This is a genomic window from Pedobacter sp. R-06 (genome assembly GCF_049913135.1).
GTDB lineage: Bacteria > Bacteroidota > Bacteroidia > Sphingobacteriales > Sphingobacteriaceae > Pedobacter.
This window is the reverse complement of sequence record NZ_CP183977.1, coordinates 5,595,609-5,611,851: the sequence shown is the minus strand read 5'-3', so window position 1 is coordinate 5,611,851 and position 16,243 is coordinate 5,595,609. Positions and strand designations below refer to the sequence as shown.

General features: G+C 39.0%; 10 protein-coding genes and 1 tRNA gene. 8 read left to right on the top strand and 3 right to left on the bottom strand.

The window, feature by feature from the left end; translation table 11 throughout:
- Positions 1-471: 471 nt before the first annotated feature.
- The 6 genes from ACN9MR_RS22725 (at position 472) to ACN9MR_RS22700 (ending at position 11,238) form a co-directional block, all read left to right on the top strand.
- Complete coding sequence (locus ACN9MR_RS22725; protein WP_426326814.1) at positions 472-3,654, top strand: SusC/RagA family TonB-linked outer membrane protein; 3,183 nt, start codon at positions 472-474, stop codon at positions 3,652-3,654.
- Between the two features lie 18 nt (positions 3,655-3,672).
- Positions 3,673-5,136: a RagB/SusD family nutrient uptake outer membrane protein gene (locus ACN9MR_RS22720; protein WP_426326813.1), complete on the top strand. Its 1,464-nt coding sequence runs from the start codon at positions 3,673-3,675 to the stop codon at positions 5,134-5,136.
- Between the two features lie 97 nt (positions 5,137-5,233).
- On the top strand, positions 5,234-5,368 hold the full coding sequence (locus ACN9MR_RS22715) for a hypothetical protein (protein ID WP_426326812.1): 135 nt from the start codon (positions 5,234-5,236) through the stop codon (positions 5,366-5,368).
- Positions 5,369-6,122: 754 nt separating this feature from the next.
- Positions 6,123-6,272 carry a hypothetical protein gene (locus tag ACN9MR_RS22710; RefSeq protein ID WP_426326811.1) on the top strand — a complete coding sequence of 50 codons (150 nt, stop codon included), beginning with the start codon at positions 6,123-6,125 and terminating at the stop codon, positions 6,270-6,272.
- 187 nt (positions 6,273-6,459) lie between these two features.
- The gene (locus ACN9MR_RS22705; protein WP_426326810.1) at positions 6,460-9,567 is read left to right on the top strand and encodes a SusC/RagA family TonB-linked outer membrane protein; all 3,108 of its coding nucleotides are present in this window, start codon (positions 6,460-6,462) and stop codon (positions 9,565-9,567) included.
- Between the two features lie 33 nt (positions 9,568-9,600).
- Positions 9,601-11,238, top strand: coding sequence for a hypothetical protein (locus ACN9MR_RS22700; RefSeq protein ID WP_426326809.1), 1,638 nt, complete (start codon positions 9,601-9,603; stop codon positions 11,236-11,238).
- 110 nt (positions 11,239-11,348) lie between these two features.
- Here ACN9MR_RS22700 and ACN9MR_RS22695 read toward each other — a convergent pair whose 3' ends face one another.
- Together ACN9MR_RS22695 and ACN9MR_RS22690 are read right to left on the bottom strand one after the other, a co-directional pair.
- Complete coding sequence (locus ACN9MR_RS22695; RefSeq protein WP_426326808.1) at positions 11,349-11,756, bottom strand: DoxX family protein; 408 nt, start codon at positions 11,754-11,756, stop codon at positions 11,349-11,351.
- Between the two features lies 1 nt (position 11,757).
- Entirely contained in the window at positions 11,758-12,681 is a 924-nt protein-coding gene (locus ACN9MR_RS22690) for a S66 peptidase family protein (RefSeq protein ID WP_426326807.1), read from the bottom strand.
- A 16-nt stretch (positions 12,682-12,697) separates the two neighbouring features.
- Between ACN9MR_RS22690 and metG the strand changes: the two genes are divergently transcribed.
- Positions 12,698-14,806, top strand: a complete 2,109-nt coding sequence (metG, locus tag ACN9MR_RS22685) for a methionine--tRNA ligase (RefSeq protein WP_426326806.1) — start codon at positions 12,698-12,700, stop codon at positions 14,804-14,806.
- A gap of 201 nt (positions 14,807-15,007) precedes the next feature.
- A tRNA-Arg gene (locus ACN9MR_RS22680) sits at positions 15,008-15,079 on the top strand.
- Positions 15,080-15,334: 255 nt separating this feature from the next.
- Here ACN9MR_RS22680 and ACN9MR_RS22675 read toward each other — a convergent pair.
- Entirely contained in the window at positions 15,335-16,204 is an 870-nt protein-coding gene (locus ACN9MR_RS22675; protein ID WP_426326805.1) for an SDR family oxidoreductase, read from the bottom strand.
- Between the last annotated feature and the right edge of the window lie 39 nt (positions 16,205-16,243).

Here is a 16,243-nt window from a genome sequence, read left to right as displayed (position 1 = left end):
TATTTATACGCTGTGTTTCCTGGTTTATATAGTTTTTTTTGTTTGTATTGGTTGCTATAAGTGCTATATTGTAGAATATTATTAACTAAAATAAAATTTTTATGAAAAAACTTATAAAAAGTTCGTGGGTGTGTTCTTTTATTGCAAATTTTTCAACAAATTACGGTCGAACTACTGAAAAAATCCCTATTGTGCGCATGATCCATCAGCTCTTTCTGATTTATGTATTAAAATGAAATTTCAATTGACAGAGCCACAACAGTTGGAAATTACGAAGCATATCTCATCATTAACAAATATTATTTCTTTTAATTTTACAAAAAAGCAGGTTGTCTGACTAAATAAAGCTAATCTGTTCTTTAAGGGTACTTTGATTTTTGGTTGAATAATGCAAATTTAAAAATGTAAAATTTGCATTACAGAATACTAAATCATATATTGGATTATTATTAACTAAACTAAATTATTTTTATGAAAAAACTTCTACAAAGTTTGTTCATATTGCTATTTATTGCCACCTCAGCAATAGCGCAAGATCGAACAATCACAGGAACAGTTACGGCCAGCGAAGATGGATTGCCACTTCCAGGTGTTACTGTTAAAATCAAAGGTGCATCAGGCGGAACCACTACTGGTGCAGATGGTAAATTTTCCCTTAAAGTTGCACGGAGTATAACATCATTAGAATTTACGTCTATTGGATTTATTTCTATAACCAAAGTCATTGGTTCTTCAAATACATTGAATGTAGCATTAGAAAGTGATTCAAAGACATTAACAGATATTGTTGTAGTGGGGTATGGTACCCAAAAGCGTGGAGAAACTACCGGAAGTACTGCATCGGTAAGTGGAGCAGCTATTGCGCAAAAACCTATTCAGAGCTTGGAGGCGGGTTTGGCGGGTAGAGCCTCGGGCGTGCAGATCACTGTCCCTGCGGGTGTGTTAAATACTCCGCCTGTATTCAGGATAAGGGGAACTAACTCTATTTCGTTAAGTTCTCAGCCTCTATTCGTAATTGATGGTGTGGTAGCAACCACAGGCGACCAAGGTTTAACTGCCTCTGCTGCAAACCCTTTATCGAGCATTAACCCAAATGATATTGAGAGTATCGATATTGCCAAAGACGCAGCCTCAACCGCTATTTATGGTAGCCGTGCAGCCAACGGTGTTGTGTTTGTTACTACTAAAAGGGGTAAAACAGGCTTGCCGAAGGTGAATTATGATTTTTGGGTGGGCTGGTCAGAAGCCTACCGCTTACCAAAATTACTTAACGCTTTTCAATATACCGATTATAAAAACGAAGCTATTGCTAATGCAAACGCTATACGCCCGGGAAGCGTGAATGTAACTTTCAACGGTGTTTCGCAGATTCAGAAATTCGTTTTAACCAATGGCCCCGACGGACAGCCAATCAACACCAACTGGTATGATTACGCTTACCGTACTGGTGTTTCACAAAACCATAATGTAAATGTTTCTGGCGGAACTGAAAATACCAAGTATTATATGGGTTTTGGCTATACAAACCAACAAGGTATTTATCAGAAAAATGATTTCAAGAGATTAAATGGATTATTCAATATAGATAGTAAATTGAATAAATTCATCACCATCGGTGGTAAATTATCTTACTCTAATGAGAAAAACTTAGCTGCAATTTCATCAGGTTCATTAAATGGAGAAGCTTATGGCACATCAGGCTTAGCCAGAACAACATTGGTAAATTCGCCAAATGTGTCGCCATATAACAATGATGGTAGTTTTAACTTAGGAGCTACATTTGTTGGCCCAATGAATAATATTGTAACAGGTAACCAGGTTGGTTTTTACAATTTTGCTCAGGTACTTTCTTTAAACAGGGAAAATAATGAGCTAGACCATTTACAATCTAATGCTTATTTACAAGTTAGTCCATTCAAATGGTTAAACCTGAAATCAATGTATGGTATTGATTATATTAATAGTGATAACGATATTTTCTATAATCCTGTTCATGGCCCTGGTCAGGGTGTGAGTGGTGAAGCCATTGGTGCTTTCCGTAAAAGGAAAAACTGGACCTGGACCAACACTGCGCAAGCAGACTACGAAATTTCTAAGCACAGTTTCAATTTGCTGGTTGGGCAGGAACAACAAAGAAATACGGTTACGGGTTACGGTATAGACCGCCAAGGTTTAACAGATCCGGCTTATGATGTTGTTCAGGCTGGTTTTACATTAAATAACTCTACAGGGGCAGCTTACGGCGAAAATTACTTATTATCTTATTTCGGCCGTTTGAACTACAACTACGATGGTAAATATTTCTTGAGCGGTAACTTAAGGCAAGATGAGTATTCGGCTTTAGGGATTAAAAAAGGAACGTTTTGGGGAGCATCTGCTGGCTGGGAAATTACTAAAGAGAATTTCTGGGCAAGTGCTGGTTTAGATAAGATATTTAGTAGCTTTAAAATTAAAGGAAGTTATGGTAAGGTTGGTAATATCTCCGGCATTGGAGACTATGCTACTTTCTCTACTTATGGCTCTGCTTTATATGGTGGTATTCCGTCATCTATCTACAGTGCTGCCGGAAACAAGGAGCTTACCTGGGAAACCAGTAAAAAGACGGATATTGGTATTAACTTCGGTATCTTAAAAGGCAGGATCGATTTTGAAATTGATTACTACAAAAATAACATCGATGGTTTGATCCTTAACGTATCTCAATCTCCATCAACGGGTGTTCCATCAACTGTTGCTACCAATATTGGTTCTATGTACAACAAAGGTTGGGAGTTTAATGTAAACGCTTCGCCGCTTAAATCTACAGATTTTTCTTGGACCAGTAACTTCAATATTGCCTACAATAAAAATGAGGTTACTTCCTTAGCGCCTGGTTTAACTGAAATTATAACTCCAACAGGCTCTACCACAACAGGAGAAAATGTTAACCGGTCTATTCCTGGTTATTCTATTGGTTATCTTTATGTGGTGCGTACTGGCGGTGTAGATCCAGCAACTGGAAGAAGAATATTCTATAACAAAGCGGGTAGAGCAGTTACTTATCAACATATCGTGCCTACTGGTCAAGCAAACTGGACTTATCTTGATAATGGTACTACTGCACCAGCTATTACCCAAAGTGCTGACGCGGAAATGTACCACAATACTGCACCTAAGTTCTATGGTGGTTTTGATAATACTTTCCGTTACAAAAATTTTGATCTTAATGTAATGTTAACCTATCAATTGGGTTTCTGGGTATCTTATGGAACAAATGCAGGTTTGCATGATCAGAGGTATTGGAACAATGCTGTTGATGTGTTGAACCGTTGGCAAAAACCTGGTGATATCACCGATTTCCCAAGGGCAGTATACACTGATAACGTTTCTTATGGTAATACTATTCCATTGGATATTAATATTTTCAAAGGAGATTTTGTTAAATTAAGAAATCTAAGCCTTGGTTATACTATTCCCCAAACTGCGTTCGGAAAATCAGGCATTAACCGTCTTCGTGTTTATGTAGCAGGTCAAAACCTTGCCATTATAACTAAATACCCTGGTCCAGACCCAGAAGTTTCTTCAAATGGGGCAACCTCTTCTGGTCAGGGGTCAGATAGGAACTCTGGTCCAAATGCGAGGACTTATACCATGGGACTTAGCTTAGGTTTTTAAAATATAAAGGAAAAAATCATGAACAAAAGAAATTTATATATAGCAATACTGTGTTCGGCGGTCGTATTTACAAGTTCTTGCAAAAGAGAATTTCTAGACCCTGCACTAAAAACTTCTGTGGCTGCAGAAAATGCTTTCGATACACAATTCCGGATTGAAAGTCAGGCAAATTCATTATATGGGTCATTAAAAAACGGCTCCTTTTACGGAGGTAGATATTTGGTTTACGGAAGTATAAGAGGAGAAGATTTTATAAACGAAACCGGAAACTTGGTAACGGCATCCGATGTTTGGAGCATGAATCTTGCCAACAGTGCAACTTCGGTTAAAAGTTTATGGTCTCAGGCCTATGTAACCATTAACAGATGTAATGTTTTTATTGATGGTATGGCTTCCAAGGGAAATGCTGTAGTTGGTGATGCCCAAGGTGCAAAATATACTGCCGAAGCGAGATTAATCAGGGCTTTATCTTATTACAGTTTATTACAGGTTTTTGCGAGGCCATATGCCGATGGAAACGGCAGTAAGCCAGGCCTACCACTGCGATTAACAGGGATTACAGGCCCTGGTTTTTCAGATTTAGAGAGAAGTACCGTAGATCAAGTATATACCCAGATCATATCTGATTTAAATTATGCAGAAGCAAATCTTCCAGCTACAAATGCCACAGCTTTGCTTAACACTACAAGGGCGCATAAAAATACCGCCATCGCCTTGAAAACGAGGGTTTATTTAAGTATGGGCAAATGGGCCGATGTTATTACAGAAGCAAATAAATTGGTGCCAGCTGTAGCGCCGTTTAAAGCGAAGGTAAATGTGCCGAATGATTTGGTCGCGGATATTACTACTGTATTTAAAACGCCATATACTACCGCAGAGTCTGTATTTTCATTACCAATGACTTCTTCTGCCAGTCCTTTGGATTATCCTGGAACACAGAACTCTTTAGCATCGTATTTTTACTTTACAAATGCCACTCCAGGCACAACAGAGTTTTCGTTGAACCCTGCTGGTGTTATCGCTAATACGGGTTGGAAATCTACAGATAAAAGAAGAGCTTTAATTTTTACCTCAGCAGCATCAAAACAGTTTGTAGCTAAATTTACCACCGCAAGTCCATATACCGACTATGTTCCCGTAATTAGATGGGCTGAAGTGCTTCTCAATCTAGCAGAAGCAAGGGTTCGTAGTACAAATACTGTTGATGCCCAGGCATTGTTGTTATTAAATGCTGTCCGTCAACGTTCAGATGCAACTACAGTGCTTGCTCCTGCTACTGTTAGCGATTTTACGGATGCTTTATTATTAGAAAGAAGAATAGAGTTTTTAGGAGAAGGTTTAAGAGCCCCAGATTTAACGCGTTTGTTGCTAACTATTCCATTAAAAGGAAGTGCACCAGCTAAGTCGCCAACCGAAACCGGTTACATTTGGCCAATATCTTCAGAAGAGTTATCATTAAATAGATTAATGACAGATAATTAAAATAAAAAGGGGATTGTAAATCTACAATCCCCTTTTTATTTCTTAAGCATTTTTTTATTTCTTATCCACACTGCCTCCCTCCTCCTCCTCGGTAATAATGCAAGAAAGAACAATTACGCCTCAGGAAAACGGATTACCCCTCCCCAGAGTAGGTGTAAGAATTAAAGACGCATCAAACTCTGGCGTGTCTACAAATGCCGCAGGTAAATTTTCTATTAAGGTAAGTGCATAAACCAAGATGCTAATTTTTTCTCTGGTTAGGTTATTCCACACAAGAAATTGCTATTACAGGTTGTGTTGTTAATGCATCTTTAGAAACAGGCTCAAAGTCTCTATCAAAAGTTGTGGTAACCGCATTAGTCCAAAAAAGAGAAACCAAACCGATAGGTTACGTAGCTGTAAATTATATGGGATAAATCCTATGATCTGGCTGAAGGATGCCCTGAAACAGTTGTCTAACAATCCCAACAACCAGTTTCAGGAGTTTTTTACCTCACAACTGGAAAAAATCTCAGAAAATAAAAACTGAAGGTCAGGGTGAACTTGCTCAAAATCGCCTAAATGCACTTCAAGGCAGGCCTATAATATCGGATGTACAGTAAGGTTAGCTTACGATTCAGAAAAATAATATAAAAGCTAATAGAATGCCATGTCAGGTAAGTTTGCTTGGACTATGAGAAAAAATATTAAATATATCTTGTAAAAGCGTATCGATATAAAAATGTTAAGTTAAAAAAGCGTAATTAACAGTATTTTAATCTCGTTTTAATATATTTGTATCTTTTTTGATAAAATATTTGCAGATTTTAATTTGTTTAAATGTTGTTTTTAGCCTTTTGAGTATTTAAAATGCGGTTTTTGGTTGATTTTTTTTGTCTTTTTTAAAAATTAGTATAAAAAATTAGATGATTTTTGTTTTTTAAAACTTGTATAGCGTTTTTCTAAGTGCTATATTGGGTTGTTAAACGGAAACTAAACTATTATTTATGAAACAACTCGCCCAGAGTTTGTTCTCATTGTTATTCATTGCACCCGGAGCAATAAAACAAGAAAGAACAATCAAAAGCACTGATGTGGCCAGAAGAGGCTACAAAGATCCCCCTGTAAGAGGCATTCAGATTAAAGATGCGACTTAAGAACCACCATAGGCGCATTTACGAAATTTAAAATAAATCATCCTATTCATTCACTCAAATATCCCAGTCATTAATCATTAAGCTTTAAACAGCCGCAGTAAAAATATGTGCAGTTTTTATTGTTGAATTTGTATTGCAGAATACAAGACCAATGCACGATTATTAACTAAACTAAACTAAATTTTTTATGAAAAAACTTCTACAAAGTTTGTTCATATTGCTATTTATTGCCTCCTCGGCAATAGCGCAAAATCGAACAATCACAGGAACAGTTACGGCCCGGGAAGATGGATTACCCCTCCCCGGAGTAAGTGTTAAAATTAAGGGCTCCAATGGGGGGACCATAACCGGAGCAGATGGTAGATACTCGATCAGAGTAACCTCAGAAGCCACCTCACTAGAGTTTTCTTTTATTGGCTTTTTGCCACAGACCAAAACGATTGGATCAGGAAATGTAATCAACATCGTTCTGGTAGATGATTCAAAAACACTTTCAGATGTAGTTGTAACAGGTGTTGGCGTAGCTACTCAAAAAAAGCTCGTGCCAATTGATGTTGCAACATTAGATGCTAAAGATTTCCCGAAAAGTGCAACAACAAATGTGACACAGGCATTGCAGGGCCAAATAGCAGGTGCTCAAATCATACAAAGAAGTGGTCAGCCGGGAGCCAATGCGCAGATCATTCTGCGTGGGTTTACCAACCTTTCTAGTGCTTCTCCTTTAATTTTGATAGATGGAGTACAGGCAAGTTCCGATCTATTAACCTCTATTGATCCGAACACAGTAGATCGTGTGGAGGTTGTTAAAGGGTCAGCCGGCGGGATGTTATATGGCGCTCAGGGTGGTAATGGTGTAATTCAGATTTTTACGAAAAAAGGGGCTAAAAACAGTAAATTGATTATTGATGTAGCCTCTAGGTACAGCAACGACAGGATTGTTAGATTAAATGATTTAATTGCAACTAACCATCACTGGGTTACCGATGCAGCTGGCAATATTGTGGCGAGTAATGGCGCCATATTAGCGCCTAGTGCTATTGGTGTATGGCCGAACCCAACTGCATTACCTTTTGGTACAGATAAAACAGTTCAAAACAACAAACCTATTTTATTACCAGTTTATGATCACATAGACCAGGGAAATAAAGTAGCGAACACCTTTACTAATTCGCTAACAATTAGGGGCGGATCAGAAAAGACTGATTATTCATTCGGAGCTTCGAACCTTTCTCAGCAAGATGTATACAGTAATAAGTACAACAGAACAAATTTGAATCTGAATTTTGGGTTTAATCCTGTTAAAGGGCTAAATTTTAGAAGTGCTACACAGCTCATATATACAAAAGAAGATTTATTATCGTCCAACCGTTTCAACTTGGTTAACTCTTTGCAATGGATCGATTTTACATTCCAAAACCCAACAAACGGACAATATGTAGTTAAGCCAAGCACTTTAACTGATGGAAATAATCCTCTAGCAGAACGAGAAGCCAGAAGTCGCTATAGTAAAACACCGAGGCTTGTACAAAACTTTAACCTGAATTATAAATTTCCTAAATTCTTGGAATTCGACGTTAAGTACGCGTTAGACACCCGGCGTTGGGAGCAAGGTGATTTTTATTTCAACCAGGTAGGAAGGGCTCAAACTGTTTTCTATGGTTCTGTGATTGAAGGAAGCATCCTTAAAGAATATGAAAATTCAGCAGTGAATTATGGCAACGCCAGTGCGTACTTCAGAACTGATTTTCAAAACGACTTCAAGCTGAAAGTACCGATAAAAACCACTACTCAGGTTACTTATGACGCCAGGAGATTCAAAAGTAATTATTTCTATGCCCAAGGCGTAACCTTGCCCGCTTATCCACCATTTACCTTATCAAGTGCAACAACAAGAACCGGTGGCGAAAGCTTTGAAGAGTCTTTGATCTATGGTTTCTTAGTAAACCAGACTGTTGAGTATGGTAACCTTTTTGGTATCTCTGCTGGCTTTAGATCTGATTATTCTTCTGCTTTTGGTGGCCAGGGCACGGCTGCTACTTTTCCAAGGGGAACTGTTTTCTTCAACCCATCAGAATTCTTTACAAATAAAAGCTTCGTATCCAACTGGAAATTGCGCGCAGCATATGGAGAGGCAGGTGTTCAACCGGGTATATATGACAGGCAGGTAACATTCAGTAGGGGGAATTTTGGAGAAAGTGGATCAACACTTTATACTAGGGCTACTGCAAATAATCCAAATCTACTCATTCAAAAAACAACAGAATTAGAAATAGGTACAGATCTAAACTTAACTCCATTAAAAGGTAATTGGTTAAGTAGCGTGGTACTGAACGGAACTTATTGGAGCAGAAAATCTAATGATGTTATTCAGGAAGCACCTGCTGCCCCTTCTTCAGGTGCAACAGGAGTGAGAGACAATTTAGTGAGCTTAAAAAGTAGTGGTTTTGATATTTCAATGGATATAAGCGCGTATAAATCTAAAAACCTGGATTGGAATTTTGGCTTTAGATTAGGAAAGTCTAAGACTGAAGTAACAGCCGTATCTAATAATGTGCCGATTACAAATGGTGTGTTCTATCTCGCTCCGGGTGGAAATTTAGGAGATTTATATATGCAAAGGCCATTAACCAGCATAGATCAGTTAAGACCCAATGGCACAAGGTATATCCCTGAAGCCAGCGCGGCAGGTTATGCTGTAGCCAGTAATGGTTATGTGGTGAACTTGGCTAACTATAATGTTGTATTAACAGGTGCCGACGATTTGGCTGTAGCAGGTAATGTGAATCCTGATTTCACCAGTTCATTCATTAATAACTTTACATTATTTAAAAAATTAAGCATAGGTGTCCAATTTGACTGGGTGCAAGGTGGTGATGTGTATAATCAAACCAGGCAATGGATGTACAGGGATAGGTTACATAAGGATTTTGATGAGCCTGTTACTATCGCTGGGCAAGAAGGTTCATTTGTCGCATTTTACAATAGTCTTTACAATACCAATACTCCATTATCTCATTTTATTGAAGACGGTAGCTATTTAAGGTTAAGAGATCTGTCAATAACGTATGATTTAACAAATGTGCTTAAACAAAAGTGGTTAAGAACGATATCAGTTACTGCTACAGGCAGAAATTTAGCTACCTGGACTAAGTATAAAGGATTAGATCCTGAAGCTACATCGGCATTAACCAATCAGGGGGGTACAATTTCTGGTATGGGCTCGTTCACTGGCGTAGATTACTATGGTGCGCCTAACTTGAAATCATTTCAGTTCAGTCTCAATATTGGTTTCTAATAAATGGTTTATAGAACTTTTAATTTAAAAAAGATGAAGAAAATAATAGCATTTTTTGCAATAGTCGTGTTTTTGACTAATTGTAAAAAGTCCGAATTGCAGTTGGATGATCCCAACTCGCCAACACCAACAGGTTCATTGGCTTCGGTAAAGGGGGTAGAGCAGTTTGCATTGGGGATTTGGAGTAAGTTGTACGTTGGAAACAATTTGCTTGTACATGCAATGAATATGCATAGTTTCATGGGTGATGAACAGTGGTGTTCTGCTGGTAACTGGGGATGGAGATATGTGAACCAGGTAGATAAAATTACTTTACCGGCACCGTATAATAAAGTTATACCAGGTGTATTGGTAATTGATCAACCTACGCAATTGAAAGCTTTAAATAATCTCTCGGCAACCAACGGCTCTCAAACAAATGCTTTGATTTATGAATGGAACCTAGCTTATTTTGTTAACGGACAGGCCAATTTCTTACTCCAGGCTATAGAGAATCCGGCAATTACAATTCCGGCAACAGAGAAAGCTACATTACAGGCGTGGGCGTATTGGTGGAAAGGTTTCGCTTATTCGCGCATTGGTTCAATGTATGTTGCTGGGGTAATTAATGATAAAACTGATGGTAGTACAGATTCTCAGTACAAAACACGTCAACAGATGATCACCGAGGCGAATGCTAACTTTGATAAAGCCATCGCTTTGTTAACGCCAATTGCCGCTGCTGATGCTGTGTACAACTCAACAATGAATGCAATTATCCCTGCTTTCAATAAACCAACGCCTAATGTTGCCATTACGCCGCAAATGTGGATCAGGGGCTGTAATACCTACAAAGCCAGAAACATTTTGGTAAACAAGAAAGTTGGCGAACTAACCGCCGGCGATCTAACCACCATTAAAACGCTGGCCACTGCTGGCTTAATTCAGGGAGATATTACTTTCCTATTGGGAATCTCAGCGGTTGCTGCCGAAGGAATTTCTCCAAATAACCAACAGCATATTTTATTGTGGAACTCTCATGCTAATAATCCAGGTTGGATGTATCCATCTGAACGGTGGGCGCAAGACTTTAAACCAGGTGACCAACGTTTTGTAAAAGGTGTTAGCACATTGCCACTTGCCGAAGTGAACAGACAGGCCAGAGGATATCAATTCGGTGGGCGTTATTTCTTCACTGCAATTCAGAATGGAGGGTACTGGTCTACAAATGCTAGAACAGGTTTCGCAAATTTTGCAGGATCTTGGGAAGAAAATGCACTTATGCTTGCTGAAGTTGAAATTAGAAACAACAATATCGATGCCGGATTACTGTTTGTTGATCGCGTGCGTACTGCTAACGGTGCTGGTTTGGCTGCTACAGTTGGAACCGGTTTAAACCAGGCGCAAGCACTTGAGGAATTGAGGAGAGAGCGTAGAATTGCACTTACCCTGAGAGGACTGGCATTTTACGATGCCAGGCGCTGGGGTGTTACCACAAAAGCGAGTGCAGGTGGAGGTAGAGCAAATGCAAATGTAGTTGTTCCAAATGCAGAGATCGGAGCAACGCCGGCAGGAAGCTGGACATTGTTGCCATGTTTTATAGACTATAACTATTGGGATTACTGGGATGTTCCTGTACATGAGTATAGTTACAACAGTCCAGGTGCTGGTAGTCCTGCAATTGCAAACTAAAGATTCTTTTAGTATTTATTTGAATAAGCGGCAGGTATTTTCTCTGCCGCTTTTTTTAAGACTGATTCAGAGTCTTTAAGATAGGAACAACTATGAAAATTGCGCCAAGTTCACTTCTTATCCACACTATACTTCCCCGGGCCAATAAAAATCAGCCCGAAAAATACAATGCCTAATTCTATAGCATGACTGGCACCGCCCAATCCGTCTCCCTTACCAAAATGAACCAGCGCTGCTATAATCATCGTAAAGATTAGTAAAATTAGCGCCGGACGGAAAAACAACCCTACAATTAGCAAGAAACCACCAAAGGTTTCGGTAGCAGCGGCCATAAAGCCCCAAAATATAGGTAAAAAGTCTATGCCGATTACCTTCATACTCCCTCCTAAGCCAGTCCAGCCGTTTGGGCCGCCCGCAAGTTTCGGGAAACCATGAATGATAAACATTACACCTAAACCAATGCGTAGCAGCAACAAGCCTGTATTGCGGTATTTTCCTAAATTATCTAAAATTGCCATCCTATAAATATTTAAATTGAACGTTATTTGTTTCTATTTTTAAGTTTACCTCAGCACCTAAAACCATACTGAGGTTGTTATTTATGTGTCCCGTTGGAAAATTAAAGCAGACCGGAAAATCATAGTCCTTAACAATATCCCAGATTACCTCATCGGCCGTTTGCCCGAAAGAAATCTTTTCTTCTTCAATTTCATTAAAGGCACCAATAATCAAACCCTTTAAGGCTTTTATTTTACCCGCTCTTTTCAGCATACGCAACATACGGTCTATACCGTATTCCTGTTCGCCAACATCTTCCAAAAAGAGAATTTTATCTGTAAAATCCATTTCCGAAACCGAGCCCTGTACCATGGTGAGTAAACTTAAATTCCCCCCAATCAAAAGTCCGGTCGCCTCTCCTGCCCTGTTTTTAAAGGCACTTTGGTAGGCATACGCCTGTTTTTCACCAAATAGCGCCTTTTTTAAAGAGATTAAAGCTTCTTCAGTAGATTCATCAAAAGTATAGGGCATTTGCGCATGCATGCACTGGGTATTACATTGCGCAATAAGGTGTGATAATAGCACGGTAATATCGCTGAAACCTACAAACCATTTAGGGTTCTTGTTAAATTCTGTAAAGTCCAGGTCATCAATAATCCTGATGGTACCATAACCGCCACGGCCCGAAATAATCGCTTTTATAGCCGGATCGTCTAAAAAATGCTGAATGTCTTTGGTTCGTAAAGCATCAGTTCCTGCAAACTGGTGGTGGCTGGCATATACGCTTTCGCCAACAATAACCTCCAGGCCCCAGCTTTCTAATCGTGCTATGGCATGGTCTATAGGTTTGGGTAATTTCTTTGCCGGACATACCAGGGCAATCTTATCTCCTTTTTTTAAATACGGGGGCTGCTTAATCATCTTCAAAACACTTATCTTTGCCAAATTAATAAAAATTGTTTTGGATAATAGTAAAATAAAAAGATATACCGTAACTGCAGCGCTTCCATATACCAATGGACCAGTTCATATTGGGCACCTGGCTGGTGTTTACATCCCTGCAGATATTTATGCCCGTTACTTAAGGTCGAATAAACGCGATGTAAAGTTCATCTGTGGATCTGACGAAAATGGTGTGCCCATTACTTTAAAAGCCAAAAGAGAAGGGATTACGCCCCAGGAAGTGGTAGATAAGTACCATAAGATTATTGGCGATTCTTTTAAAGAGTTCGGCGTATCTTTCGATATTTATCACCGTACCTCATCGCTTACCCATCACCAAACCGCTGCCGATTTCTTCGAAACCCTTTACAATAAAGGTGTTTTTACCGAAGAAATTACCGAACAATATTACGATGCCACCGCAAAACAATTTTTGGCCGATCGTTACATCACCGGTACCTGCCCCAAATGTGGTAACGAAAATGCTTATGGCGACCAGTGCGAAAACTGTGGCTCTACGCTCAATGCGACCGATTTAATCAATCCAAAATCGACCCTATCAGGTGATAAACCAATTTTAAAGGAAACGAAGAACTGGTTTCTGCCGCTAGATAAATACGAAGACCGTTTACGTACCTATATCGAAAGTCATAAAGAATGGCGCCCTAATGTATATGGCCAATGCCAAAGCTGGTTAAATGCAGGTTTACAGCCAAGGGCCATGACCAGAGATTTAGATTGGGGCGTTCGTGTACCGCTTCGCGATGCAGAAGGTAAAGTGCTTTATGTGTGGTTCGATGCTCCTATTGGATATATTTCTGCAACCAAAGAGCTTTGTAACTATGCCAAGCTCGATGTGTGGAACCCTAAAGCCGAAGAATATTACATCAGCAGTTACGAAAACGATAAATGTGGTTGGGAAGAATACTGGAAAAGCGACGAAACCAAATTGGTCCATTTTATCGGTAAAGATAACATCGTTTTCCACTGCATTATTTTCCCGGCAATGTTAATGGCGCATGGCGAATATACCCTGGCCGATAATGTGCCGGCAAACGAATTTTTAAACTTAGAGGGGCAAAAAATATCAACTTCTAAAAACTGGGCCGTTTGGCTGAACGAATATTTAAGGGAATTTGAAGGCAAGCAGGATGTATTGCGATATGTATTAACCGCAACCGCTCCCGAGACCAAGGATAACGATTTTACCTGGAAAGATTTTCAGGCCAGAAACAATAATGAATTGGTAGCCATCCTGGGTAATTTCGTAAACAGGGTTGTGGTACTTACGCATAAATACTTTGGTGGTTCAGTGCCTACCTGCATGGAAATTACGGATGTAGATCAGGCTGTTATTGATGAACTGGCCGGGTACCCTGCTAAAATCTCTGCGTCAATCGAGAATTACCGTTTTAGAGAGGCCTTATCAGAAGTAATGAATGTTGCCCGTTTAGGAAATAAATACCTGGCCGAAACCGAACCATGGAAATTGATTAAAACGGATGAAGACCGGGTAAGAACGATATTGAATATTGCGCTTCAAATTGCCGCCAATATTCAGATCCTGATCGAACCTTTCTTGCCATTTACAGCAGAAAAGTTAATGAAAATGCTTCAAAACGGCGGTCATGATTGGGATGATGCTGGTACGGTAAGCCTCTTAAAACGTGGCCACGAAATTGGCGAAGCCGTGCTCCTGTTTGATAAAATTGAAGATGCGGTGATCGATTTCCAGATTGAGAAATTAAACCAAAGCAAGGCGAGTAACGCGGCCAGTAATGTAGTTGCTGTTCCGGCAAAAGAAAATATCCAGTTTGACGATTTCTCGGCAATGGATATCCGTGTAGCCACCATTGTTGCTGCCGAAAAGGTAGAGAAAACAAAAAAACTTTTAAAATTAAAGGTAAATACCGGTATCGACGAAAGAACAGTGGTTTCGGGCATCGCCGAATATTATAAACCTGAAGATGTTATAGGGAAACAGGTAAGTATAATCGTAAATCTTGCCCCACGCGAAATCAAAGGGATTTTATCACAGGGAATGATCCTGATGGCCGAAAATGCCGAAGGCAAACTCACTTTTGTGGCACCTGTAGAAAAGTTCACAGAAGGCAGCGTAATTAGATAGTGTTTACTTGCCGTAATTAAAATATAAAGCCATTTGATTAATTTCAAATGGCTTTTTTTTATTGCTTATCCCCATTCAATAATCCTAAAAGGGCCTGTTGTAATTGATTTTTTATGTTTTTAAAGACAATTATCCTTAGATAAATGCTTGTTAAAATGAATTCTCTTGCGACAAAACTTTTGTTATATTTGCGCAACAAATGGTCCCGTAGTTCAACGGATAGAATAGAAGTTTCCTAAACTTTAGATATGAGTTCGATTCTCGTCGGGACCACTTCCTTAGATTCAAACCAGAACATTGTCGTGTAAATCGTTGATTTTCAAGACTTTGTTTTGGTTTTTATAACGCATTAAGACTCGTTTTTGACCATTTTGAATGGTTAATTTTAGTGAGTCGAAAATTGACTATTTTTTGTAAAATACTGTAGGTCAGTAGATTGATTGAGAGCGCTTAAGCAGATAGAATCCCCCATCATTTATAACAACCTTCTTACGGTAGTCATTTTTATTTTAAGATTTTTGAAAAGACCTATTTACTGTATATGGTTCTCAAAAAATCTTTTAAACCGATCGGACTCCTGCCTAACAGTTGTTTTACATCACTTTTATTGGTATCAAATTCTCCTTTGGCAATCGCACCAGCGAACCTGGCAAGATATGCTGCATCATCTTCAGAAAATCCCTCCTGTACGAGCTGTGCAATATATGAACTCACTTTAGGCTGGTAATAAGCGATCGTTTTTCCTGTAATATCTGATAGTAGGTGAGCAATCTCCGCGAAGGAGAAAGCGGTTTCTGCAGCGATGATGTATTCTTTGTTTTCGTGACCTTGAGTAGTCAGTACAACAGCATTTGCTTCAGCCATTTCTGTTATTGGCAAAAAGGGAGTTTTGCCATCTCCGGCAGGAATGGAAATACCATTATTTAATATATCTTTTCCAGAAAGGAAGGGAATCATATCAGCATACATGGTGTTATCCATTAAAGTATAAGGAACGGCTATTTGTTTTAGATAAGCAGCTGTGTGTGCATGATATTGAACCTCTTTACCCATTATACTTTGTTGTAAATTTTTCATGTCAAAGCTCGTATAGATAATATGTTTAACGTCAGTTTCCTTGGCTGCATTAATTACGTTTTTGTGCTGCTCAAACCTGTTAGCGATGTCTGATGATGAAGATATGAGCAGTAGCTTATCTACACCCTGGAACGCACTTTTTAAAGACCCGAAATCCTCGTAGTCGCCAACCTTCACCTGAATGCCTTTTGATTTAAATTCTGCCGCTTTGGTTTTATCTCTTACCAATGCAGTAATGTTATTTACCGCTATGCCTTTGTTTAACAGCGAATTAATGGTCGCTTTGCCTAAATTGCCTGTTGCACCAGTTACTAAAATCATATTTTTTGTTTTAAGAATTGATTAATTACTTTTGTTTCG